Source organism: Phenylobacterium zucineum HLK1 (assembly GCF_000017265.1).
GTDB lineage: Bacteria > Pseudomonadota > Alphaproteobacteria > Caulobacterales > Caulobacteraceae > Phenylobacterium > Phenylobacterium zucineum.
Map to the genome: position 1 here is coordinate 825415 of NC_011144.1, position 23600 is coordinate 849014.

General features: G+C 71.0%; 22 protein-coding genes. 13 read left to right on the forward strand and 9 right to left on the reverse strand.

Annotated elements, in window-relative coordinates; genetic code table 11:
• Positions 1-135: 135 nt before the first annotated feature.
• Both PHZ_RS04080 and PHZ_RS04085 read right to left on the reverse strand, forming a co-directional pair.
• Complete coding sequence (locus PHZ_RS04080) at positions 136-1149, reverse strand: beta-eliminating lyase-related protein (RefSeq protein ID WP_012521313.1); 1014 nt, start codon at positions 1147-1149, stop codon at positions 136-138.
• A 17-nt stretch (positions 1150-1166) separates the two neighbouring features.
• Positions 1167-2309: an epoxide hydrolase family protein gene (locus tag PHZ_RS04085; protein ID WP_012521314.1), complete on the reverse strand. Its 1143-nt coding sequence runs from the start codon at positions 2307-2309 to the stop codon at positions 1167-1169.
• Between the two features lie 85 nt (positions 2310-2394).
• On the opposite strand from PHZ_RS04085, the gene PHZ_RS04090 reads away from it, so the two are divergent.
• The gene (locus tag PHZ_RS04090; protein ID WP_041373133.1) at positions 2395-3168 is read left to right on the forward strand and encodes an RDD family protein; all 774 of its coding nucleotides are present in this window, start codon (positions 2395-2397) and stop codon (positions 3166-3168) included.
• Here PHZ_RS04090 and PHZ_RS04095 read toward each other — a convergent pair.
• On the reverse strand, positions 3165-3767 hold the full coding sequence (locus PHZ_RS04095) for a TetR/AcrR family transcriptional regulator (protein ID WP_012521315.1): 603 nt from the start codon (positions 3765-3767) through the stop codon (positions 3165-3167). The genes PHZ_RS04090 and PHZ_RS04095 overlap by 4 nt on opposite strands.
• Before the next feature lie 94 nt (positions 3768-3861).
• Here PHZ_RS04095 and PHZ_RS04100 point away from each other — a divergent pair, with 94 nt between their 5' ends.
• Positions 3862-5253, forward strand: a complete 1392-nt coding sequence (locus PHZ_RS04100; protein WP_012521316.1) for a carotenoid oxygenase family protein — start codon at positions 3862-3864, stop codon at positions 5251-5253.
• 3 nt (positions 5254-5256) lie between these two features.
• Here PHZ_RS04100 and PHZ_RS04105 read toward each other — a convergent pair whose 3' ends face one another.
• Positions 5257-6756 carry a serine hydrolase domain-containing protein gene (locus PHZ_RS04105; protein ID WP_012521317.1) on the reverse strand — a complete coding sequence of 500 codons (1500 nt, stop codon included), beginning with the start codon at positions 6754-6756 and terminating at the stop codon, positions 5257-5259.
• A gap of 120 nt (positions 6757-6876) precedes the next feature.
• On the opposite strand from PHZ_RS04105, the gene PHZ_RS04110 reads away from it, so the two are divergent.
• Entirely contained in the window at positions 6877-8757 is a 1881-nt protein-coding gene (locus PHZ_RS04110) for an alkyl/aryl-sulfatase (RefSeq protein WP_012521318.1), read from the forward strand.
• Here the strand turns inward: PHZ_RS04110 and PHZ_RS04115 are convergent.
• Positions 8717-10108, reverse strand: coding sequence for a flavin-containing monooxygenase (locus PHZ_RS04115; RefSeq protein WP_012521319.1), 1392 nt, complete (start codon positions 10106-10108; stop codon positions 8717-8719). The two genes, PHZ_RS04110 and PHZ_RS04115, sit on opposite strands and share 41 nt — an antisense overlap.
• An 86-nt stretch (positions 10109-10194) precedes the next feature.
• Positions 10195-12948 (reverse strand): preprotein translocase subunit SecA, encoded by a 2754-nt coding sequence (gene secA, locus PHZ_RS04120; RefSeq protein ID WP_012521320.1) that lies wholly within the window; start codon positions 12946-12948, stop codon positions 10195-10197.
• 200 nt (positions 12949-13148) lie between these two features.
• Between secA and PHZ_RS04125 the strand changes: the two genes are divergently transcribed.
• Positions 13149-13544, forward strand: coding sequence for a GxxExxY protein (locus PHZ_RS04125; RefSeq protein WP_012521321.1), 396 nt, complete (start codon positions 13149-13151; stop codon positions 13542-13544).
• Between the two features lie 209 nt (positions 13545-13753).
• Here the strand turns inward: PHZ_RS04125 and PHZ_RS04130 are convergent, their stop codons facing one another.
• Complete coding sequence (locus PHZ_RS04130; RefSeq protein WP_012521322.1) at positions 13754-14926, reverse strand: acetyl-CoA C-acyltransferase; 1173 nt, start codon at positions 14924-14926, stop codon at positions 13754-13756.
• 147 nt (positions 14927-15073) lie between these two features.
• On the opposite strand from PHZ_RS04130, the gene PHZ_RS04135 reads away from it, so the two are divergent.
• The 3 genes from PHZ_RS04135 to cutA are packed head-to-tail and all read left to right on the forward strand — an operon-like array spanning position 15074 to position 17855.
• Positions 15074-16030: a peptidylprolyl isomerase gene (locus PHZ_RS04135; RefSeq protein WP_012521323.1), complete on the forward strand. Its 957-nt coding sequence runs from the start codon at positions 15074-15076 to the stop codon at positions 16028-16030.
• The gene (gene argJ, locus PHZ_RS04140; RefSeq protein ID WP_041373136.1) at positions 16027-17475 is read left to right on the forward strand and encodes a bifunctional glutamate N-acetyltransferase/amino-acid acetyltransferase ArgJ; all 1449 of its coding nucleotides are present in this window, start codon (positions 16027-16029) and stop codon (positions 17473-17475) included. The genes PHZ_RS04135 and argJ overlap by 4 nt, the downstream gene beginning before the upstream one ends.
• Positions 17476-17531: 56 nt before the next feature.
• A complete protein-coding gene (cutA, locus tag PHZ_RS04145; protein WP_148216779.1) occupies positions 17532-17855 on the forward strand; it encodes a divalent-cation tolerance protein CutA in 324 nt (107 codons plus the stop codon).
• Here the strand turns inward: cutA and PHZ_RS04150 are convergent.
• Entirely contained in the window at positions 17852-19264 is a 1413-nt protein-coding gene (locus PHZ_RS04150) for a DEAD/DEAH box helicase (protein WP_012521326.1), read from the reverse strand. The genes cutA and PHZ_RS04150 overlap by 4 nt on opposite strands.
• A 288-nt stretch (positions 19265-19552) precedes the next feature.
• On the opposite strand from PHZ_RS04150, the gene mutT reads away from it, so the two are divergent.
• Together mutT and PHZ_RS04160 are read left to right on the forward strand one after the other, a co-directional pair.
• Complete coding sequence (mutT, locus tag PHZ_RS04155) at positions 19553-19957, forward strand: 8-oxo-dGTP diphosphatase MutT (RefSeq protein ID WP_012521327.1); 405 nt, start codon at positions 19553-19555, stop codon at positions 19955-19957.
• Positions 19957-20373 (forward strand): secondary thiamine-phosphate synthase enzyme YjbQ, encoded by a 417-nt coding sequence (locus PHZ_RS04160; protein WP_041373138.1) that lies wholly within the window; start codon positions 19957-19959, stop codon positions 20371-20373. The genes mutT and PHZ_RS04160 overlap by 1 nt, the downstream gene beginning before the upstream one ends.
• Here the strand turns inward: PHZ_RS04160 and PHZ_RS04165 are convergent.
• The gene (locus tag PHZ_RS04165; protein WP_012521329.1) at positions 20370-21185 is read right to left on the reverse strand and encodes a methyltransferase domain-containing protein; all 816 of its coding nucleotides are present in this window, start codon (positions 21183-21185) and stop codon (positions 20370-20372) included. The genes PHZ_RS04160 and PHZ_RS04165 overlap by 4 nt on opposite strands.
• Between PHZ_RS04165 and PHZ_RS04170 the strand changes: the two genes are divergently transcribed.
• The 4 genes from PHZ_RS04170 to PHZ_RS04185 are packed head-to-tail and all read left to right on the forward strand — an operon-like array spanning position 21184 to position 23584.
• Positions 21184-21963 (forward strand): ComF family protein, encoded by a 780-nt coding sequence (locus tag PHZ_RS04170; RefSeq protein ID WP_012521330.1) that lies wholly within the window; start codon positions 21184-21186, stop codon positions 21961-21963. The genes PHZ_RS04165 and PHZ_RS04170 overlap by 2 nt on opposite strands.
• 32 nt (positions 21964-21995) lie before the next feature.
• Positions 21996-22253 carry a glutaredoxin 3 gene (gene grxC, locus PHZ_RS04175; RefSeq protein WP_012521331.1) on the forward strand — a complete coding sequence of 86 codons (258 nt, stop codon included), beginning with the start codon at positions 21996-21998 and terminating at the stop codon, positions 22251-22253.
• Between the two features lie 59 nt (positions 22254-22312).
• Complete coding sequence (locus tag PHZ_RS04180) at positions 22313-23140, forward strand: carbon-nitrogen hydrolase family protein (RefSeq protein WP_012521332.1); 828 nt, start codon at positions 22313-22315, stop codon at positions 23138-23140.
• Positions 23141-23152: 12 nt separating this feature from the next.
• Positions 23153-23584 (forward strand): DUF1178 family protein, encoded by a 432-nt coding sequence (locus PHZ_RS04185; RefSeq protein WP_012521333.1) that lies wholly within the window; start codon positions 23153-23155, stop codon positions 23582-23584.
• Positions 23585-23600 lie beyond the last annotated feature (16 nt).

Genomic DNA, 23600 nt, shown 5'->3' on the forward strand with positions numbered 1-23600 from the left:
CCGTCACAGCAGCAACCAGAACTCGCCATAAAGTGGCGTTCGATGGGGCGTCTGGTTCCAGTTTGGGCGGCGAGTGCGCCATACATGTCACACCTGCCGGTAACCCGCGGCAAAAGTGACCCCTTTTCAAGACCTTCAGGCCAGGTCGCGGAGTGTAACCGCCAGTTGTTCCACCGACTCACCGGTGGTCGCCCACGAGCACATGAACCGCACCGAGCCGTCCAGGAAGCGGTAGGCGAACCAGCCGGCCGCGTGCAGCCGCGACAGCGCCGCATCGTCCATCTCCACGAACACCGCGTTGGCCTCCACCGGATGGACGACGGGGAAGGGCATGAGCTCGGCCAGCCTGCGCGCCATGGCGTTGGCGTGGGCCGCATGGCGCAGGAACGCGCCCGAGCCCAGCATGCCGATGAACGGCGCGGCGTAGAACCGGCCCTTGGACGGCAGCTGCCCCGCCTGCTTCAGCCGCGCGTCGAAGCGGCGGGCGAGGGCGCGGTCGAAGATCACGATCGCCTCGGTAGGCGGCATCCCCGCCTTGGTCCCGCCGACCACCAGGATGTCGACGCCCAGCTCCTTGATGGCTTTGAGGTCGAAGCCGGCGGCGGCGGCGTTGGCCAGCCGCGCGCCGTCGAGGTGCACGCCGTAGCCCTTGGCCTTCACGGGCGCGATCAGAGCGCGGAGCTCGTGCGCCGAATAGACCGTCCCGTACTCGGTGGCGTTGGTCAGCGAGAGCGCCGCCGCCGGCTGGCGGTAGGAGACGTCGGGCGCCGACAGGGGCTGCTCCAGGGCGGCCGGGTCGATCCTGCCGGAGGCGCCGGGCAGGCGGATCAGGCCCAGTCCCTGGCCGAAGAAGCCCGGCGCGCCGGTTTCGTCGGTGCAGACGTGGGCGTGCTCGTGGGCCAGCACCGCCTCGAAGGGCCGGCACAGGGCCGCCAGGGCGACGGCGTTGGCGGCGGTGCCCGAGGCGACGAACCGCACCTCGGCGTCGGCGTCCAGCATCTCGCGCACCAGGTCGGCGGCCTTGGCGCTGACGGGATCGGTCCCGTAGCCCGAGGTGAAGCCGGTGTTGGCGGCGGCGAGCGCCTCCAGCGCCTCGGGCGCGGCGGGCGCGGTGTTGTCCGAGGCGAAGTCGTAGCGGGCGTGGCTCATGCCCGCCCTTTAGCCGCTCAGAGCGCCCGCGCCCAAGCCCTGACCTCGTCCACGAACAGGTCCGGCTCCTCCATCGCCGCGAAGTGGCCGCCGCGCGGCATCTCAGTCCAGCGGACGATGTTGTAGGCCCGCTCGGCCCAGCTCCGCGGCGGGGCGGTGTAGAGCGGCTCGCCGGGGAAGTTGGCGAAGGCGGTCGGCGTCTCGCAGCGCTCGCCCGCCGGAAGGGACACGCCGCCTTCCTCGATCAGGCCCCGGTAGTACCAGGCGCCCGTCGTGAAGCTGCCGGTCATCACGTAGAGCATGATGTTGGTCAGCAGCCGGTCCTTGGGAAAGGCCTCGTCGAGGGATTTCTCCCGCAGGTCGGCCCAGTCGTGGAAGCGTTCGGCGATCCAGGCGGCCTGGCCCACCGGGTTGCCCGCCGCCATCCAGGCGATCGACTGGGGCTTGGAGGCCTGCAGGCGGAAGTAGGCGCCCATCACGTCCATCATCGCCTGCTGGCGCTGGATCCAGGCGACCTCGGCGTCCGACTGCGGCGGCCCGTCCGGGCGGAAGCCGATCATGTTCAGGTGGATGGCCGACACGTGCGCGGCGTGGTCGCGGCCCAGCCACGAGGTGACGAGGCCGCCCCAGTCGCCGCCCTGGGCGAGATAGCGGTCGTAGCCCAGCACCTGGGTCATCAGCCCGTTGAACAGCCGGGCTGTGGCGCGCTGGCCGATGGGGCGCTCGGGCTTCGACGAGAATCCGAAGCCGGGCAGGGACGGGATCACCAGGTCGAAGGCGTCGGCCGGATCGCCGCCGAACCGGCTCGGGAACGCCAGCTTCTCGATGCTCTCCCAGAACTCGTAGTGCGATCCGGGCCACCCGTGGGTCAGGATCAGCGGCCGCTTGCCGCCCGCTTCGCCGACCACGTGCACGAAGTGCAGGTCGAAGTCCTCCACCCTGGCGGTGAACTGCGGGAACCGGTTCAGCTCGGCGACGGCCGCGCGCCAGTCCCAGGCGCCGGTCCAGTGCTCGCACAGGCTCCGCAGGTAGCCGCCGTCGCAGCCGTAGGCCCAGCCGTCGGGGACCGCCGGCGCCGGCGGCCAGGGGTAGGCCCGCACCTGGTCCAGCACCGCGGCCACGTCCGCGGCGCTCCATGACACTTCGAACGGCTGCGGCATGGGGCTTCCTTCCTAAGCTGTGCGGCGAGGCTCGACGGATGACGCGACGGCGGTCAAGCTCCGCGCCGGAAGCTGGGGGGCGGCCATGACAGGTATTGCCATCGCGGGCGCGGAGGGGGCGGCGGTCTGGCGCCGGCTGGCGGCGGCGGCGATCGACGGGGTGTTCTTCGTCCTCGTGGCCAGCCTCGTCTCGGTCGCGCTGTACACCGCTTCGGGCGGCAAGCTGCGGGCCTACGTCTTCCAGCCGGTGGACCGGTGCGAGCCCGCCCGCGAAATCTCGCCCGCCGTGGAGCGGGCGGCGCTCTCGGCCGTCCCGGCGCAGACGTCGCGGGTGGCCTCGGCCACCGCCTGCCGACGGCTGTTCCTGGGCCTGGAGAGCGGCCGCTTCGTCTCGGTGAACGTCGAGGCCCAGCAGGGGGAGACGCTCGTGGGCGCGGCGGTCCTGCAGCCGGTGGACCGCGCCGGCGAGCCGGTGGCGCCGATCTCGCTGGGTTGGGCCTATCCGCTGGCGTTCGTGCTGTGCATGGCGCTGGGCGAGGGCCTGATGCGCGGAACGCCCGGCAAGGCGGGCCTGGGCCTGCGGGTCGCGGCCGTGGGCGGCGGGCGGCTGGGCCTGGCGCGCGCCCTGGGACGCAACCTGATCGTCTACGGCTGGCTGCTGGCGGGGGCGGCGCTCCTGGCGGTCTCGCACCAGGCGACCCGCGCCGCGCCGTGGCTGGTCCAGTACGCCCGCCCGCTCTGGATCGCCGAACTGGCGGTGGTCGGGCTGCTGGCCGCCTGGGCGCTCGGGATGCTCCTTACCGGGCGGCCCGATCCCGCCTACGACCGCTGGATGGGCGCGCGCGTGGTGCGGACCTAGCTCGCTCCCGGCCGCAGGCCGCGGCTCATGGCCTGGCCCATGGCGTGGTGCAGGTCGCGGGCGGTCCCCGGCGGCAGCTTGCCGGCCAGCTCCAGCACGACCGCCCCGTGCGCCGCGGCCCAGAACATGGTGCCGAGCTGCTCCGGATCGCCCGCCAGCACGCCGTCGGCGATCAGGTCCTTCACATAGTCGCTGAGGGTCGCCCGGGCGCGCCGGCCGGCCTCCACCAGCTCGGGGTACTTGCCGTCGTCCGGCTGGTTCAGGTCGAACATCAGCTTGTAGGTGTGCGGGTGCTCGAGGGCGAAGTTCACATAGGCCTCGCCGACCGCCGCGCCCCGGGCCCGCGCGCCGCTCTTGGTCGCCCGCGCCGTCTCCAGCGCCTCGGCGAAGCGGTTGAAGCCGTTGGCGCGCACGGCGGCGAGGATGTCGTCCTTGTCCTGGAAGTAGCGGTAGGGGGTCATCGGCGAGACTCCCAGCGCCGCCGCGAGCTGGCGCATGGTCACCGCGTCGGGTCCCTTCTCGGCGAACAGGCGCTCGGCCGCCTCGCACAGGCGCTCGCGGAAGTCGGCGACATCGGACTCGGACAGGACGCGAGGCATGGAGACTCAGGGTTCGAAAAAAGCACGCTTGCCAAGGCGTAGACCTTACCTCATAAATTTACAACGTAAGTTGTTCGGCTGAGGAGGAACGGCCATGGACGGCGACGCTCGCATCAATCCCTACCTGACGGGCAACTTCGCCCCGGTCCGCTCGGAGGACGACTTCGACCTGCCTGTCGTGGGCGAGATCCCGCGCGAGCTGCGCGGCGCGCTGTTCCGCATCGGCCCCAATCCGCAGTTCGAGCCGCGCGACCCGAACCACCACTGGTTCTCGGGCGACGGCATGGTCCACGGCTTCTATGTCGAGGACGGCAAGGTCCGGTATCGCAACCGCTACGTCCGCACGCCCAAGTGGCAGGCCGAGAACGCCGCCGGCCGCTCGCTGTTCGGCAGCTTCGGCAATCCCATGACCACCGATCCCTCGGCCCTAGGCCAGGACTCGGGCGTCGCCAACACCAACATCGTCTGGCACGCCGGCCGGCTGATGGCGCTCGAGGAAGGCCACATGCCGACGCAGATGGACCCGGGCACGCTGGAGACCATCGGCTACGCCGAAGCCTACCGCGGCCGCACGACGGCCCATCCCAAGCTCGACCCGGTGTCGGGCGAGATGGTCTGGTTCGCCTATGGCGTCGGCGACATGCCCCTGTCGGCCGGCATGAGCTACGGCGTGACCGGCGCCGACGGCAAGGTCGTGCGCCGCGACGACTTCCAGGCGCCCTTCGCCTGCATGGTCCACGACTTCATGGTCACGCAGAACCACGTCCTCTTCCCCATCCTGCCGCTGACCGCCAGCCTCGAGCGGGCGATGAGCGGCAAGCCCGCCTTCGCCTGGGAGCCCGAGAAGGGCGCCTACGTGGGGGTGATGCGCCGCGACGGCGACGTCGGCTCGATCCGCTGGTTCAACACCGAGGCCTGCTACGTCTTCCACCCGCTGAACGCCTGGGAGGAGGAGGGCCGGATCGTCGCCGACGTGATGCGCTACGACGCCGCGCCGCTGTTCCCCAACGCCGATGGCTCTCCGGGCCGCAAGACGGCGGCGCGGCTGGTCCGCTGGACGTTCGACCTGGCCGGTAACAGCGACGCCATCAAAGAGGAGCCGCTGGACGACCTCGACGGCGAGTTCCCGAGGGTCGATCCGCGCGTCGAGACGCTGCGCCACCGCCACGGCTGGTACGCGGCCGACCCGACGAACGGCAAGACCATCAAGCAGGGCGCGATCGCGCACCTCGACCTGACCACCGGCGCGCGCCAGGTCTATGCGCTGCCGGACGGGGACCTGACCTCAGAGCCCGTGTTCACGCCCCGGTCGGCCGACGCGCCCGAGGGCGACGGTTGGGTCACGGCCGTGGTCTGGCGCGCGGCCGAGAACCGCTCGGACCTGCTGGTCTTCGAGGCGCAGGACATCGCCAGGGGGCCGGTCGCGACGGCGGCCATGCCGCGGCGCGTGCCCTTCGGCTTCCACGGCAACTGGGTGTCGCTCTAGCGCCTAGCCGCGGAACTCCAGCGCCTGGAAGCTGGCGGGCGTGGTGGGCGCGAGGAGGAAGCGGACCTCCAGCGTTCCCCGCTCGCACGGGAACTTCAGGATCGCCGCCATGGCGCTGTCGGTCCGCACCGGCTGCAGCTCGCCCCGACAGGCGCCCAGCTTCTCCTTGATCGGGACGATCTTCGCGTTCCGGTGGGCGGCGTCCTCGTCCAGCAGGAAGTTGACGGCCAGGGCGTCGGGCTCGGCCAGCACGTCGCCGGCCGCATAGATCCGCATGGCCCGCTCGGCCATGGCCGTCACCGCCGCGCTGGGCGGCGCCTGGCGCTGTGGGAAGGCCCCCGATTTCACCAGCCGGGTCGCCGCCTCGCGAACGACGACGGAGGCGGGCGCATAGGTCCGGTTCGTGAAGGCGAACACGCCCACGCCGCGCTGCGGCAGCATCAGGACGTTCGAGCCGTAGCCCGGCAGCCCGCCGGAATGGCCGAAGTGCGGCCCGAGCACGCAGTCGCTGTAGGGGATGGTCCCCATGCCGTAGCTGGCCGCCCGGTCGCAGCCCTCGGGATCGGACCGCCGCTGCACGGTGGCGTAGGTCTGGGGACGGGCGATCTCGCGGATGCTGGCGCGGGCCAGGATCCCGTCCTCGGGCCCATCGCGCGGCGGCCAGGCGGCGAGCTCCCAGGCCATGTAGCGGGCGTAGTCGTTAGCGCTGGTCAGGAGCCCGCCCATCGCCCCGAAGGCGCCGGGACCCGGCGCCGGCTCGGGCGTCCAGCGCCCGTCCTCCCACCGATAGCCGCGGGCGAGGCGCCCGGCCGGGACCTTGCCGATGTCGAACGTGGTCGAGGCCATGCCCAGCGGCGCGAGGAAGCGGGCGCCGATGTAGTCGGCGTAGGGCGTCCCCGAGGCGTTCGAGACCACCCGGCCGGCGAGCGCATAGCCGAAGTTGGAATATTCGAACGCCGTCCCGGGCGCTCGCGAGAACGGGACGCCCGCCGCGACGAAGCGCGAGAAGTCCGGCTCCGCCATGTCGAGATGGCGGTCGCCCCAGGGGTCGTCGGTGACGAAGCCGCCGGCGTGGCTGAGAAGGTCGCGGACGGTGATCTTCGGGCTGTCCGTCGTGGGATACTTCAGCGCCTTCAGCTCCGGCACGTACTGCTCGGCGGGGGCGTCCAGCGACAGCCGGCCCTCGTCCCTGAGCTTCAGCGCCGCCAGCGCGGTGAAGTTCTTGGACATCGAGGCGATGCGGAAGACGGTGTCGGCCGTGACCGGCGCCTTCGTCTCCACGTCCTGCACGCCCAGGGTCCGGACGTAGGCCAGCTTGCCGTCGGCCACGACGCCATAGACGAGGCCGGGGACGTTCTGCTCGCGCATGAAGGCCTCGAATAGCGGGTCGATCTCGGCGAAGGCGGCCTTCTGGTCCCCCGTCTGCGCCGCCACCGGCCCGATCAGGCCGAACCCGGCCAGGCAGAACGCGGCCAGCGCCGCCGCACAGCTTGCGAACTTCATCTCTCGTCCCCCATCCGAACCGGCAGAAGCGCCGACAGGGGCCCGCCTCGTCAAGTTACGTCGGGGCAAGGTTGCCAGGGTCGCGCCGCGGGCTCATCCCTCGGGCGGGAGGTGCGTCACATGAGGAAGCTGACGATCGGCGCCGCGCTGGGCCTGGCGCTGGGCCTTGCCCTGGCCACGGCGGCGCAGGCGGGGCCCGACTTCGCCGACCGGCAGGACTTCGAGTTCGCCGAGCGGGGCTTCGTCGCCACGCGGGCGGACCCGAGGATCACCGCCGCCGATGGCCGGGTCGTCTGGGACCTGTCGGCCGACGCCCACCTCGCGGGACCCGCGCCGGCCACCGTGAACCCCAGCCTGTGGCGGCAGGCGCAGCTCCTGTCGAAGCACGGCCTCTTCAAGGTCGCCGACGGCGTCTGGCAGGTCCGCGGCTTCGACCTCGCGAACGCCACGTTCATCGCCGGCAAGACCGGCTGGATCGTCATCGACCCGCTCACCTCGGCCGAGACGGCGCGCGCCGCCCTCGACCTCGCCAACCAGACGCTGGGGGTGCGGCCGGTGACGGCCCTCGTCTACACCCACAGCCACGTCGACCACTTCGGCGGCGCCCGCGGCATGGTCGAGCAGGCCGACGTCGACGCCGGGAAGGTCCAAGTGATCGCGCCCCAGGGCTTTCTGGAGCACGCGGTCTCCGAGAACATCATCGCCGGCCCCGCCATGCAGCGCCGGGCGGCCTACCAGTTCGGCGGCGGCCAGCCGCGCGGCCCCGAGGGGCCCATCAGCTCGGGCATCGGCCAGGCGGTCAGCTCCGGGACCCAGACGCTCATCCCGCCGACGCTGGAGATCGAACGCACCGGCCAGACCCTGACGGTCGACGGCGTGCGCCTGGAGTTCCAGGTGACGCCCAACACCGAGGCGCCGGCCGAGATGAACATCTACCTGCCGGACCTGAAGGCGCTCAGCCTGGCCGAGAACGCCAACGCCACCATGCACAACGTGCTGACGCCGCGCGGCGCCCTGGTGCGTGACGCCAAGCTGTGGGCGGACGGCCTTTCGGAGTCCCTGCGCCTCTACGGCGACCGGACCGACGTGCTGTTCACCAGCCACGCCTGGCCCCGCTTCGGTCGGGAGACGATCGCCGCCTACGTCGCCAGCCACCGCGACGCCTACAAGTACCTGCACGACCAGACGGTGCGCCTGATGAACGAGGGCCTCACGGGCCCCGAGATCGCCAACCGGCTCAAGCTGCCGGAGGCGCTGGACCGCGAGTGGTTCAACCGCGGCTACTACGGCACGCTCAGCTTCAACAGCCGGGCGATCTACCAGCGCTACATGGGCTGGTACGACGGCAATCCGGTGAACCTCGCGCCGCTCGATCCGGTCGACGAGAGCGCCCGCTACGTCGCCGCCATGGGCGGGGCGGGCAAGGTGCTGGCGCAGGCGCGCCGGGCCTACGACGCCGGCGACGACCGCTGGGCGGCGACCCTGCTGAACCGGATCGTGCTGGCCGATGCGACGAACGTGGCCGCCCGCGAGCTCCTGGCCCGCGTCTACCGCCGCCAGGCGGCGGCGGCCGAGAGCGCCATCTGGCGCAACATGTACCTGACCGGCGCCCAGGAGCTTTCGCAGGGCGTGCGGCCGGGGCCGGCCCGCGCCGGCTCGCTCGACATGGTCCGCAGCACCCCGACGCCGATGCTGCTCGACCTCCTGGCGGTGCGGCTGGATCCCGCCAAGTCGCGGGGGCAGGCGGTCAGCCTCGACCTCGTCTTCCCGGACCGCGACGAGCGCTATCGGGTGGCCGTGCGCAACGACGTCCTCACCTACGAGGCCGATCCCAAGGGCGCGGCCGAGGCGGTGTTCGTCCTGCCGCGGGCCCAGTTCCTGGCGGCGGCCCTGGCGGGGGCCAGGCCGCCGGCGGCCTCGGAGGGCGAAGCCGGGGCGCTCGTCCGCCTGCTGGGCTTCCTCACGCCGCCGCGGCCGGACTTTCCGATCGTGACGCGCTGACCGCGCGGGCGGGAACTGGCAGGGCGTAGCCGGCGGCCTTCGCCCGCTTCCCGCCGCGCTCGATCTCCTTCAGGAGGTCGTGGACGTAGATCCCGAAGTCCACCTGGATCGTGTGCCTGGCCGACTTGTAGTAGGGGCCGAGGTGCAGGGCCTCGTCCTTGGCGGTGACCTGCGCCATCTCCGCGGGCGCGGGCGGCTTGTAGCGGCCCACGAGGTAGGCGCCGGCGAGCTTGGCCTGCTGCTCGGCGAAGTTGACCAGCGTCGGCAGGGGCTGGGCCAGGCCCATGAAGAACAGGTTCGGGATTCCCGGCTTCATCATCCGCTTGAACAGCGGGAAGCGGTGCTCGGCGTCCGGCAGCAGCTCGGGATCCGTGAAGAACGGGAAGCTGATCCTGTAGCCGGTGGCGTAGACGATGGCGTCCACGTCCTCGACGCTGCCGTCCTCGAAGCGGACCTTCTTGCCCATCAGCTCGGCGATGTTCGGCTTGAACTTCACGTCGCCGCAGCCGGCCCGGGTCAGGAACTCGCCCGAGACGGACGGGTGCGCCTCCAGCGGCTCGTGGTCGGGCTTGGGCAGGCCGTAGTCCTCCATCCGCCCGATGGCCCGCTTGATTTTCTTGCGGGCCAGCGCCAGGCCCAGCTTGCGCGGGAACCAGGGGGGCAGGGCCGCCTTGTCCGCCGGCCGGCCGTCCATGTACTTCGGCAGCACCCAGACGCCGCGCCGGGCGGCGACCCAGAGGTTCCTCGCGATCGGCCGCTGGGACAGCTCCGAGGCGATGTCCATCGCCGAATTGCCCATGCCGACGACGACGATGTTCTTGCCGCGCATGTCCACGGGGTCGAACGGGTCGCGGTATTCGTGGGCGTGGAAGGCCGGCCCGTCGAAGGCGCCGGGATACTCCGGGATGCGCGCGTCCCAGTGGTGGCCGTTGCAGACGAACAGCACGTCGTAGAGGCGAGTCTCACCGGTCGACAGCGTCACCGACCAGAGCCCCTCCGCCGTGCGCTCGGCGTGGGTGACCGCGGTGTTGAAGGTGATCAGGGGGCGCAGGCCGAAGTGGTCCACGTAGTCGTGGAAGTACTTCAGGAGCTGGGCGTGGTGCGGGAAGTCGGGCCAGTCGGCGGGGACCGGATAGTCCTCGAAGGCCAGGCGCCACTTCGACGTGTCGATGTGCAGGCTCTCGTAGCAGGCCGACAGGCCGTTCGGGTTTTTGAAGTACCAGTTGCCGCCGATGTCGTCCGACATCTCGAAGCAGTCGAACGGCACGCCCAGGTCCTTCAGCCGCTTGGCGGTCGTGAAGCCGGAACAGCCCGCGCCGATGATGCACGCCTTCGGCAGCGCCTGGGCCATGGTGGTTTCTCCCCTAAGTCGTCGGGGAGAGTTTCACGGCCTTCCGTGGGGGCGGGCAACCCTCCCTTGCCGGGAGGGACGCCGCCTCACACCAGCGCGCCGTGGCAGTGCTTGAACTTCTTGCCCGAGCCGCAGGGGCAGGGCTGGTTGCGGCCGGTGTCCTCCCAGCCGTCGGGCAAGGAGGTGACGGGAAGGGCCTGGCGCTGCTCGGGCGAGATGTTGTCGGGCACGAAGCCGCGCTCGGCCTCGTTCTCGCCGGTCAGCGGGTCGAGGTGGACCTCGAACATCTCCGGAGGCGGCGGCGCGGGCTCCTCGAACTGGAACTCCACCGTCATCAGCCAGCGGGTCACGTTCTGGCGCAGGTCCACCAGCAGCTTCTCGAACAGCGAGAAGGCCTCGGTCTTGAACTCGTTCAGCGGGTCGCGCTGGCCGTAGCCGCGCAGGCCGATCACGTTGCGCAGGTGGTCGAGGTGCATCAGGTGCTCGCGCCACTGCATGTCGATGGTCTGCAGCAGGAAGCTCTTCTCGACGTTGCGCATGTGGTCGCCCACCAGGGCGTTGCGCTCGGCCGCCCGGGCGTCGGCGGCCTGGACGATGCGCTCCTCGATCTCCTCGTTGGCGATGCCGTCCTCGGCGGCCCACTCGGCGATCGGCAGCTCCAGGCCCAGGTACCGGCGAACGTGGTCGTCCAGGCCCGCCACGTCCCACTGCTCGGCGTAGGCCTTGGGCGGCAGGTGGCGCTGGACGAAGTCGGCGATGGTGTCGCGGCGGAACTCGGCGACAGCCTCCGAAAGGTCGGTCGCCTCCATGAACTCCTGGCGCTGCTCGAACACGGCCTTGCGCTGGTCGTTCACGACGTCGTCGTACTTCAGCAGGTTCTTGCGGATTTCGTAGTTCCGCTGCTCGACGCGCTTCTGGGCGGTGGCGATGGCGCTGTTCAGCCACTTGTGCGTGATGGCCTCGCCTTCCTGCACGCCGAAGGTCCGCATGATCGCGTCCAGCCGGTCGCCGGCGAAGATGCGCAGCAGGTCGTCCTCGCACGAGAGGAAGAACTTCGAGTGGCCGGGGTCGCCCTGGCGGCCCGTCCGGCCGCGCAGCTGGTTGTCGATCCGCCGGCTCTCGTGGCGCTCGGTGCCCAGCACGTAGAGGCCGCCCGCGGCCAGGGCCTTCTCCTTCAGGTCCTTGATCTCGGCCTCGATGATCGCGCGCTGGGCGAAGGCCTGCTCGGGCGTCGGCTCGGCGCCCTGCGCCCGCTGCTCGTCGCGCCACTTGGCCAGCTTCATGTCGACGTTGCCGCCCAGCTGGATGTCGGTGCCGCGGCCGGCCATGTTGGTGGCGATGGTCACCGCGCCCGGCACGCCGGCGTCGGCGACGATCAGGGCCTCCTGCTCGTGGTAGCGGGCGTTCAGCACGCTGTGCGGGATGCCGGTCTGCGTCTTCCCGTCGACCTCGAACTTGTGCGCCTTCAGCAGCTCGGAGAGGTGTTCCGACTTCTCGATCGAGACGGTGCCCACGAGGATCGGCTGGCCCCGGCGGTAGCACTCCTCGATCTGCTTGATGATCGCCTGGTTCTTCTCGGCGCTGGTCCGGTACACCTCGTCGTCGTCGTCGATGCGCTGGATCGGCCGGTTGGTCGGGATCTCGGCCACGTCCATCCGGTAGATGTCGAGGAACTCCTGGGCCTCGGTGGCCGCCGTGCCGGTCATGCCCGACAGCTTGGAGTAGAGGCGGAAGTAGTTCTGGATCGTCACCGAGGCCAGGGTCTGGTTCTCGGGCTGGATGACGGCGCCTTCCTTGGCCTCGATGGCCTGGTGCAGGCCTTCGGACAGGCGGCGGCCATGCATCATGCGGCCGGTGAACTCGTCGATCAGGATCACCTCGCCGGCGCGGACGATGTAGTCCTTGTCGCGGGTGTAGAGCACGTTCGCCCGCAGCGCCTGGTTCACGTGGTGCACGACCGAGACGTTCGCCGGGTCGTACAGGCCCGCCGAGTCCTCGGCCAGGTGCCCCGCCTCCTCCAGGATCTGCTCGATCCGCTCCGAGCCTTCCTCGGTGAGGATGACCTGGCGCTGCTTCTCGTCGTGGTCGTAGGTGGTCGGGTCCTTGACCAGCTCTTTGATGAGCAGGTCGATGGTCTTGTAGAATTCCGAGCGGTCCTCGGTGGGACCCGAGATGATCAGCGGCGTGCGCGCCTCGTCGATCAGGATCGAGTCCACCTCGTCGACGATCGCGAAGTTGTGGCCGCGCTGGACCATCTCGCGGGAGTCGTAGACCAGGTTGTCGCGCAGGTAGTCGAAGCCGAACTCGTTGTTCGTGCCGTAGGTGATGTCGCTGGCGTAGGCCGCCTGGCGCTGGCCCTGGGACAGGCCGTGGACGATCACGCCCGTGGTCATGCCCAGGAAGCCGTAAACCTGGCCCATCCATTCGCTGTCGCGCTGGGCCAGGTAGTCGTTGACGGTGATGACGTGGACGCCCTTGCCCGCCAGGGCGTTGAGGTAGACGGGGGCGGTGGCCACCAGCGTCTTGCCTTCGCCGGTCCGCATCTCGGCGATCCCGCCCTGGTGCAGGACCATGCCGCCGACAAGCTGCACGTCGTAGTGCCGCTGGCCCAGCACGCGCTTGGCGGCCTCGCGCACCACGGCGAAGGCCTCGTCCAGCAGCTGGTCCAGGGTCTCGCCCTTCGCCAGGCGGGCCCTGAACTCGTCGGTCTTGCCCCGCAGCTCGGCGTCCGAGAGGGCCTGGATCTTGGGCTCCAGCGCGTTGATCTTCAGGACACGCGCCTGCATGCCCTTGACCTTGCGGTCGTTGGAGGAACCGAAGAACCGTTGGAAGATGCTCAAGGGAAGGCGTCCGTTGTGCGAGGCGTCGGCGGCGACTGAAGGGGCCCTGCGCCCGCCGGCAAAATAGGCCCGTCAGAGGGCGCGCGAGACTTAAGCAGCCCCCCTCCCAGTGTCAACGCGGCCGACTGGCGCCACATCCGCCCTGCAGCAGACGATGTTCCGCTATTGTTCCGGTGGCCGGCGTGCGTTATCGTTGGAGCATGGACGAGGACCGGCCCGGCGGGAATGTGCTCCATGCTGATGAGGTTTTCCTCATTCAGGGCGCGATCTTCGAAGTCAACCGGGCGCTGGGAGGCGGCTTCCTCGAAGCGGTCTATCAGGAGTGCCTCGGGATCGAGTTCGAGGCGCGCGGCATCCCCTTTGTCGCCACGCCTGCATTGCGGCTGGCCTACAAGGGGCGGCCCTTGAGACAGACCTATGCGCCCGACTTCGTCTGCTTCGATAAGGTGCTGGTGGAGTTGAAGGCCGCGCGAGCGATCGCGCCTGAGCATCGGGCCCAGGTGCTGAACTATCTACGGGCGACAGGCCTGAGGCTGGGATTGCTGGTGAATTTCAGCCTGCACTCCAAGGCGCAGGTGGAGCGGCTGGCGCTGTAGGTTTGGCCACGAACAAACACGAACCAACACGGACGCCCGGCGGCCGACCTTCGTGAAGCGAGGAGAAATGCGCGCCCTCGGCGCGCGAAAACCGCCATCTCCGTGATCCGGGGACCCCCTGTTCGTGTTGGTTCGTGTTTGTTCGTGGCCATAAAGAAAAGGCCCTCCCGCAGAGGGGAGGGCCGATCCGCCCGAAAGGCTGGGAGCGCCTAGAAGACCTCGAAGAGGCCCGCGCCGCCCATGCCGCCGCCGATGCACATGGAGACGACGACGTTCTTGGCGCCGCGGCGCTTGCCTTCCTGCAGGACGTGGCCCGCCAGGCGCGCGCCGGTCATGCCGAAGGGGTGGCCGATGGCGATCGAGCCGCCGTTGACGTTGTACTTCTCAGGATCGATGCCGAGCTTGTCGCGGCAGTAGAGGCACTGGCTGGCGAAGGCCTCGTTCAGCTCCCACAGGTCGATGTCGTCGACCTTCAGGCCGTGGCGCTCGAGCAGGCGCGGGATCGCGAACACCGGGCCGATGCCCATCTCGTCGGGCTCGCAGCCCGCGACCGCCCAACCCTTGAACACGCCGAGCGGCTTCAGCCCGCGGCGCTCGGCCTCCTTGGCCTCCATCACCACCACGGCGGCCGCGCCGTCCGAGAGCTGCGAGGCGTTGCCGGCGGTGATGAACTTGCCCTCGCCGCGGACCGGCTGGAGCTTGGCCAGGCCTTCCAGCGTGGTGTCGGGGCGGTTGCACTCGTCGCGGTCGACCACGTAGTCGACGACGGACTCCTCCTTCGTCTCCTTGTTGACCACCTTCATCTTGGTCTTCATCGGGACGATCTCGTCCTTGAACTTCTCGGCCTGCTGGGCGGCGGCCATCCGGCGTTGGCTCTCGAGCGAGTACTCGTCCTGGGCCTCGCGGCTGACGTTGTAGCGCTCGGCGACGATGTCGGCGGTGTCGATCATCGGCATGAAGATGGCCGGGTACAGCCGGGTCAGCTCGGGGTCGAAGTTCTCGGCGCTGCCGGGGCCCGGGTTCGGCATGGAGATCGACTCCACCCCGCCGGCCACGACGACGTCGGCGCCGCCGTTGCGGATGTAGTCGGCGCCCATGGCGATGGTCTGCAGGCCCGACGAGCAGAAGCGGTTGACGGTCACGCCCGAGGTGGTGATCGGCAGGCCGCCCAGCAGGCCCGCCTGACGGCCGAGGTTGCCGCCGCCGTGCGCCACGTTGCCCAGGAAGACGTCCTCGATCTCGGCGGGGGCCACGCCCGAGCGCTCGACGGCATGCTTCACCGCGTGCGCGGCCATCGAGACCGTCGGGGTCATGTTGAATCCGCCGCGGGCGGACTTGGCCAGGCCCGTCCGGGCGTAGGAGACGATGACCGCTTCGCGCATTTTAAATGATCCTCCGGGACAATCGGTTGGCGCTTTTAAACAAGCGTTGGAACTCGGGGCAACCTTTGCATCCCGGGATGGAAATGGCTAGGGACGGCCCGCGCCGGCAACGTGCGGCGCCGCTCCGGAAAACCTGGGGGTGACCGCATGGCGCCGGCCAAGCCTCTTCGCACCGCCTGCCTCGTCCTGGCGCTCGCCGGGACGCTCGCCGCCTGCGGCGGGAACGGCGACGGCGACCGGCCGCCCGAGCGGGGCGACGTGGCGGTGGCGCGGGTGGACGGCCGCACGGTCTGGGCCTCGGACGTCAAGCGCGAGGCGGTGGCCCAGGGGCTGATCGGCGAGGGCGAGCCGCTGGATCCCGCCTCGGACCTGTTCCGCCGGGTGCTGGACGAGGTGGTGGACCAGAAGCTGCTGGCCGCCGAGGCGCTGAAGCGGAACCTCGACGAGGATCCCGTGGCCCAGCGGCGCCTCGCCGCCGCCCGCGACCGCATCCTGGGCGACATGCTGATCGAGGACGTGGTCGCCGACGCCGTCACCGAGAACAACATCCGCGGCCTCTACGCCGAGCAGCAGCGGGTGGCCAAGCGGCAGGAGGAGATCCGCGCCCGTCAGATCGTGCTCGCCACCGAGGCCGACGCCGAGGCGGTGAAGAAGCTGCTGGCGGCCGGCGCCTCGTTCGAGGCCCTGGCGATGGAACGCTCGCGCGATCCCGAGACGCGCTTCAACGGCGGCGACCTCGGCTACTTCACGACCGACGTCATGCCCGAGGCCTACGAGCTGGCGCTCAAGACGGCCAAGCCGGGCGAGATCGTGGGCCCCTTCGAGGTGGAGGGCGGCGTCGCCCTCGTGAAGGTCGAGGACCGCCGCCTGGAGCAGCCGATCACGCTGGAGGCCGCCCGGCCGCAGATCGTGCGCTTCCTGACCTACGACCGCATCCGCGACCTGCTGGAGAAGCTGCGCGGCAAGGCCAAGATCGAGAGCCTGGTGAAGCCGCAGGACGGCGCGCCCCGCGCCGAACCGCCGGCCGATGCCCCCCAGGCGGCCCCCAAGGCGGCGCCCCAGGCGGCGCCCCAGACCCCTCCCAGCAAGGCGAAGACCTCATGAGCCGCAAGCCCGCGAAACCGAAGGCGCCCCCCTCCAAGCTCGCGGCCAAGCCCGCCGCCAAGCCGGTGGAGGTGGTCGGCCAGACGCTCGAGCGCGCGCTCGACCCGCTGACCACGGCGCTGAAGCGCGCGGCCCTCAAGCGCGCCGACAAGCAGGCGCACACCTTCGACCGCGAACCCGCCCCAGCGCCGGCCAAGGTGGACAAGAGCGCCATGCCGGTCTCGCCGCTGGCCGTGCCGTTCCCGCGGATGAAGCCCATCGCCGGCGTGGAGCTCGCCGTCGGCCGGGCCGGCTTCTACAAGCACGAGCGCGACGACCTGATGGTCATGGCGTTCCCGGAAGGCGCCAGCGCCGCCGGGGTGTTCACCCGCCATGGCGTCGGCTCGGCGCCGGTGGACTGGTGCAAGCGCCACCTGGAGGCCACCAAGGGCGAGGGCGCCCGGGCGTTGGTGGTCAACGCCGGCTGCGCCAACTCCTTCACCGGCAAGCCCGGCGCCGACGCCGTGCGCCGGGTGGCCGCCGGGGTGGCCAAGCGCTTCGACTGCCGCCAGCGCGACGTGATGGTGGCCTCCACCGGCGTCATCGGCGTGCTGCTGGACGACACCAGGATCACCGCCCGCCTGCCCGAGCTGGAGCAGAAGCTCTCGCCCGACAACTGGGCCGCCGCGGCCCGGGCGATCATGACCACCGACACCTTCCCGAAAGGCGCCTACGCCGAGGCGCAGATCGACGGGACGACGGTGCGCATCGGCGGGATCTGCAAGGGGTCGGGCATGATCGCGCCCGACATGGCCACCATGCTGGCCTTCGTGGTCACCGACGCTGCGATTTCGCCGGGCGCCCTGCAGGCGCTGTGCAACCTCTACACCCGCAACACCTTCAACGCGGTGACGGTGGACGGCGACCGCTCGACGAACGACACGCTGCTGCTGTTCGCCACGGGCCAGTCGGGCGCGCCGCGGATCAGCCGCGCGGGCGACAAGCGCCTGGCCGACTTCCGCGACAAGCTGGAAGGGGTGCTGATGGACCTCGCGCACCAGCTCGTCCGCGACGGCGAGGGGGCGACCAAGTTCATCAAGATCACGGTGACGGGCGCCGAGACCGCCGCCTCCGCCCGCAAGATCGCCCGCTCGATCGCCGACAGCCCGCTGGTGAAGACCGCCTTCGCGGGCGAGGACGCCAACTGGGGCCGGATCGTCATGGCCGTGGGCAAGGCCGACGAGCCGATCGACCGCGACAGCCTGAGCGTGAAGTTCGGCGACCTGTGGGCGGCCCAGGACGGCCTGATCGCGCCGTCGTACAACGAGGCGCGGATGAGCGCCTACATGAAGAAGAAGGAGCTGGAGGTCACCGTCGACGTCGGCGTCGGCAAGGCCAGCTCCACCGTCTGGACCTGCGACCTCACCAAGCGCTACGTCGAGATCAACGGCGACTACCGGAGCTGATTTTCCCTTCCCGCCGGGGACGAGCGGGATGTGAGATGAGCGGAGGAGGATGCGGGATGACCCGGGCCATCGTCGTCCAGACCGCCACGGCCCTGCTCGAGGAGGCCGAGCGGATCGCCCAGGCGCTGCTGGAGGAAGGGCTGGCGGCCTGCGTGCAGATCACCCCGATCCGCAGCCGCTATGTCTGGAAGGGGCGCATCGAGCGGCAGGACGAGCACCTGCTGCTGATCAAGACCCGCGAGGACCTCTTCGAGTCCGTCCACGGGCGCATCCTGGCCCTGCACGGCTACGAGCAGCCCGAGGTGATCGCCCTGCCGGTGAGCGACGGCGACCCCGGCTATCTCGCCTGGATCGCCGAGGTCACCCGCCGCCGCGACTAGTGGTTGGACCAGACGCCCGAGCGGCTCCCGCCGCCTGAGCGCCCGCCGCCCGAACGCTGACCCCCGCCGCGGCGCGGGCCCTTGAAGGCCGGACGCTCGCCGCCGCCCGCCTCGGTCCGCGCGGGACCACCCTGCGGACGATGGCCGGGCTTGCCCTGGCTGTGGTTGCGGTTGGGCTTCTTCTGGTGACCCTGGCGGTGCGGCTGGGCCGACCGCTCGGAGCGCTCGGGCTTGCCGCCCGTGTCGGGCAGGGCGGCGGTCGCCGCGCCCAGGTGGCGGTCGTTGCGGCGGTCGAAGTTGGGGATCCGCTGCTTGGTCACCTTCTCGATGTCCTTCAGCAGGTTCCGCTCGTCGTCGGCGCAGAACGCCACCGCCGAGCCGTCGGCCCCGGCCCGCGCCGTCCGGCCGATCCGGTGGACATAGGCTTCCGGCACGTTCGGCAGCTCGAACTGGACGACGTGGCTGACCGCGTCGATGTCGATGCCCCGGGCGGCGATGTCGGTGGCGACCAGGGCGCGCACGTCGCCGGCCTTGAACGCCGCCAGCGCCCGCTCGCGCTGGCCCTGGCTCTTGTCGCCGTGGATCGAGGCGGCCTCGACGCCCACCTGCTCCAGGCCGCGGGCCACGCGGTCGGCGCCGCGCTTGGTGCGGGTGAAGACGATCACGCGCTTGAAGCTGGCGTCGTCGAACAGCTCGGCCAGCAGGGCGCGCTTGCGCTGCTGCTCGACGAAGAGGACGCGCTGGTTGATCCGCTCCACCGTCGTGGACGGCGGGGTCACCGTCACCTTCAGCGGGTTGGGGTTGAGGATCTCGCCGGTCAGCTTCTCGATCTCGGCTGGCATGGTGGCCGAGAAGAACAGGTTCTGGCGCCGCTTCGGCAGGAACTTCACGATCCGCCGGATCGGGACGATGAAGCCCATGTCCAGCATCTGGTCGGCCTCGTCGAGCACGAAGGTCTCGACGCCTTCGAGGACGACGGACTTCTCCTGCAGGTGGTCGATCAGGCGGCCGGGGGTGGCCACCAGCACGTCGACGCCGCCGGCCAAGGCGCGCATCTGCGGGCCGTACTTAACGCCGCCGAAGATGACCGCGACCGACAGGCCGAGGTGGCGGCCGTAGGCCTTGAAGCTCTCGGCGATCTGGGTGGCGAGCTCGCGGGTGGGCGAGAGCACCAGGACGCGCGCCGAGCGCCGCGGCGCGGGCCGGCGGTCCTCGGCGAGCCGGTGCAGGATCGGCAGGGCGAAGGCGGCGGTCTTGCCGGTGCCAGTCTGGGCGATGCCCAGCAGGTCACGGCCGGCCATGACGCCCGGGATCGCCTGGGCCTGGATCGGGGTGGGATTGACGTAGCCTTCGTCGGCCAGCGCCTTGAGCAGCGGCTTGGCCAGGCCAAGGTCAGTGAACTGGGTCAAACGGAAATCTTTCGCGTATGCGCCGAGCGCGCCGGCTCGAGACGTCGAGGGCGCGGAAGTCGCGGGTCTATGGGGAAGCGCCCCGCGTGATGGGCGAATCTATGGGAAGATCGGTGGGCTCGACAGGCTGAGCCCCCTTTTGGAGGCCCCACGCGGCTGGAGCGCCGATAGCGCCGTTCATTCGGCGCAGGACCGCACATCGGGGTTCTGGGCGGCGAAGTCAACCCAGCGCGACCATTCGGCGAGCGCCTGTGGCCGAATTGGCGCCATCGGGGTAAGTGCCGGCCCATGACCAAGCCCATGGTGCTCGTGGCCGCCGCGGCCCTCATCGATCCCGACGGCCGGGTGCTGATCTGCCAGCGGCCCGAAGGCAAGCAGCTGGCCGGCCTCTGGGAGTTTCCCGGCGGCAAGGTCGAACCCGGCGAGACCCCCGAGGCCTGCCTGATCCGCGAGCTGGACGAGGAGCTGGGGATCCGGGTGACGAAGTCGTGCCTCGCGTCCTTCGTTTTCGCCAGCCACGAGTACGAGAGCTTCCACCTGCTGATGCCGCTCTACCTGATCCGCCGCTGGGAGGGCCGGGTGACGGCGCGCGAGCACAAGGCGATCGCCTGGGTGAAGCCCGTGAAGCTCGCCGACTACGAGATGCCGCCGGCCGATGCGCCGCTGGTGGCCTGGCTGCGGGACTTCGTGTGATGAAGCAGGCGGCCCGCACGCTCACGGTCCAGACGCCCGGCCAGGGCCTGCACGAGATCACCCGCGAGGTCGCGGCCTTCGTCGCCGACGAGGGGATGGCCACCGGCCTGCTCACGCTCTTCTGCCGCCACACCTCGGCGTCCCTGCTGATCCAGGAGAACGCCGACCCGGACGTGCGCCGCGACCTGGAGGACTGGGTGGCGAAGCTCGCGCCCGAGAGCCCGTCCTACCGCCACCAGGACGAGGGCCCCGACGACATGCCGGCCCACCTGCGGACGGCGCTCACGACCGTCCAGCTCTCGGTCCCCGTCGTCGGCGGCCGCCTGGCGCTCGGGACCTGGCAGGGGATCTACCTCTTCGAGCACCGCACGCGCCCGCATCGGCGCGAGGTGGTGCTGCACTTGCTGGGAAGCTAGCGCGGCGCCCAGCCGGTCAGGGTGATGATCTCGAAGGTGGCCGGCACGCGGCCGTCCTCGGTCCGGAAGCGCCGGAAGTAGATGTCGAACGCCAGGTCCAGCAGCGCCCGCGTCAGCTTGCGCGGGTGGCGGTCGGCCAGCACGCTGGTCTCGCCCATCTGGCGCAGGTCGTAGAGCAGCTTCAGCGGGTGGTCGTAGGTCACGCTCACCGTGTCCACGTCGGCCACCGGCATGGCGAAGCCGGCCCGTTGCAGCAGGCCAGCCGCATCCCGGCTGTCGGCGAAGGGCGAGACCCGGCTGCCGGCCCCGCCCAGGATCTCGGCCTCGGCGGCGGTCAGCGACTGGCGAAGCTCGGTCAGGGTCGTCCCGCCCAGGAAGGCGCCGATGAACAGCCCGTCGGGCTTCAGCGCCCGCCGCGCCTGGATCAGCGCCCCCACGACGTCGTTGGTCCAGTGCAGGCCCAGGGTCGAGACCACGAGGTCGAGGCTGGCGTCGGCGAAGGGCAGGCGCTCCTCGTCCAGCACCACGCGCGGCCCGCCGCGGCCGCCCAGCATCCGGTGCGAGAGGTCGCCCTCTACGAGGAAGCCGACCCGGTCCTTCGCCTCGCCCGCCGCCAGGGCCTCGCGGAAGGCGCCGCCGCGCGCCGACAGGTCGACGGCCACGGGGAAGTCCCGCATGATCGCCGCCAGGCGCTCGGCCACGTCCTCGGCGGCCCGGCGCTGCAGGAAGTCGGCGTGGGCGTAGTCGCGGGCGGCGCGGTCGAGGCGCTTGCGGTGCAGGGCGCGGTCGAAGAGGCGGGGGGGAGCGGACATGGCCGCGGAAGATGGCGATTTCGCCGGCCGATGGAAACCGGGTCCTGGCGTTCAGGCGCTCTGGCGCGGCGCGCTGGACCTCGTTTTCCCGCCCCAGGCCCTGGACGGCGGCCCCCGCCCGCTGGCCGGCGGCCTGTCGCACGGCGCCTGGAGCCGGATCCATTTCCTCGACGGGCCGGTCTGCGACGGCTGCGGCGTGCCGTTCGACTACGACCCCGGCGCGCGCTGCCCTGCGTGCCAGGCCAGGCCCCGGGCCTTCGACCGGGCGCGGGCCGCGTGCCTCTACGACGAGACCTCGCGCGAGCCGATCCTGAAGCTGAAGCACGCCGACCGCACGGACCTTGCGCCCCTCTTCGCCCGCTGGCTCTCGCGCGCGGCCCGCGAGCTGGTCGAGGAGGCCGACGCCATCGCCCCTGTGCCGCTGCATCCGTTCCGCCTGCTCCGGCGCCGCTACAACCAGGCCGCCGAGGTGGCCCGGGCGCTGGCGGCGCTCAGCGGGACGCCCTACCTGCCCGACGCCCTGGTGCGGACCCGCGCCACGCCGACCCAGGGCGGCCGCTCGGGCTCGGGCCGCCGCCGCAACGTGGCCGGGGCGTTCGCCGTACCGCCGCGCCGCCGGACGCAGGTGGAGGGGCTCAACATCCTCGTCGTCGACGACGTGCTGACCACCGGGGCCACGGCCGAAGGCTGCGCCCGGGCGCTGAAGGCGGCGGGGGCGACATCCGTCAATGTCGCCGTCGTGGCGCGCGTTAAGGAAGCGACGGGACTCACCCTATGAAGCTGAAGCGACAGCTCCTTCGTTAAGGCGCCATGGCCAAAGTCACGATCTACACCAAGCCCTACTGCCCCTATTGCATCCGGGCGATCAGCCTGCTGGAGCAGAAGGGCGTCGATTTCACCGAGATCGAAGCCGCCTTCGATCCCGAGAAGAAGGCGGAGATGGTCCAGCGGTCCGGCCGCATGACCTTCCCGCAGATCTTCATCGGCGAGCGGCACATCGGCGGCTGCGACGACATGATCGCGCTGGAGCGAGAGGGCAAGCTCGACCCCCTGCTGCAGGCGGCGTGAGCCTTCCCTCCCGGCCCGGGCGGCTGGCGCGGCCTTTCCCTCCCCATTAAGGGAGGGGGATGAAGGTCGGCCTGATCCAGACCCGCACGCCCGCCACCCACGAGGCCGCACTGGCGCACGTCCTGCCGCTGGTGCGCGAGGCGGCCGCCGGCGGGGCCCGTCTGATCGCCACGCCCGAGGGGACGAACATCCTGCAGAGGGACCGGGCCGCGCTGCTGCCGCAGCTCCGGCCGCTCGCCGAAGACCCGGTGGTGCTCGGCCTGCAGGCGGCCGCCCGCGAGCTTTCGGTGTGGATCCTCGTGGGCTCGGCCCTCGTCCGGCGCGACGACGGCCCAAGGGTCGACCGGGCGGCCAACCGCCAGGTCCTGATCCGGCCCGACGGCAGCCTCGCCGCCACCTACGACAAGCTGCACATGTTCGACGTCGACCTGCCCACCGGCGAGACGGCGCGCGAGTCCGAGACCTATGCGCCCGGCGACCGGGCCGTGGTCTCCGATGTGGGCGGCGTCAGGCTCGGCCATTCCATCTGCTACGACCTGCGCTTCCCGGCGCTGTACCGGGCGCTGGCGCTGGCGGGCGCCGAGGTGCTGGCGATCCCGGCCGCCTTCACCCGGCCGACCGGCGAGGCGCACTGGGAAGTGCTGATGCGCGCCCGCGCCATCGAGACCGGCGCCTATGTAATCGCCCCCGCGCAGGGCGGCTTGCACGAGGACGGCCGCGGCACCTGGGGCCGCTCGATCGTCGTGGGCCCCTGGGGCGAGGTGGTCGCCGGCCTTGACCATGACGCGCCCGGCGTGCTTCTCGCCGACCTCGATCCGGACGCCGTCGCCCGGGCGCGCGCCGCGATCCCTGCGCTCGCCAATGCGCGGGCCTTCACGGGTCCCTAAATACCAGGCGCGATGATCAAGTACGCTTTGACCTGCGAGCAGGAGCACGCCTTCGAGGGCTGGTTCGGCTCCTCGGCCGACTACGACGACCAGCAGGCCCGCGGCCTGCTGGAATGCCCGGTCTGCGCCAGCCGCGCCGTGCGCAAGCAGATCATGGCCCCGGCCCTGGCCGGCGTACGCAAGACGGCACAGGACGAGGTCGCCGGTCCGCCCCGCGCGATGATGATGGAGGCCATGCGCCGCATCCGCCGGCACGTGGAGGAGAATTTCGACGACGTCGGCGACGCCTTCGCCCGCGAAGCCCGCGCCATCCACGAGGGCAAGGCCGAGGAGCGCGGCATCTATGGCCAGGCCACCCCGCAGGAAGTCCGCGAACTGGTCGAGGACGGCGTCCCTGTCGCCCCCCTACCGCCCGAGCCGCCGAAGAAGACCGAGGTGAACTGACGCCCTTGCCGCCCCC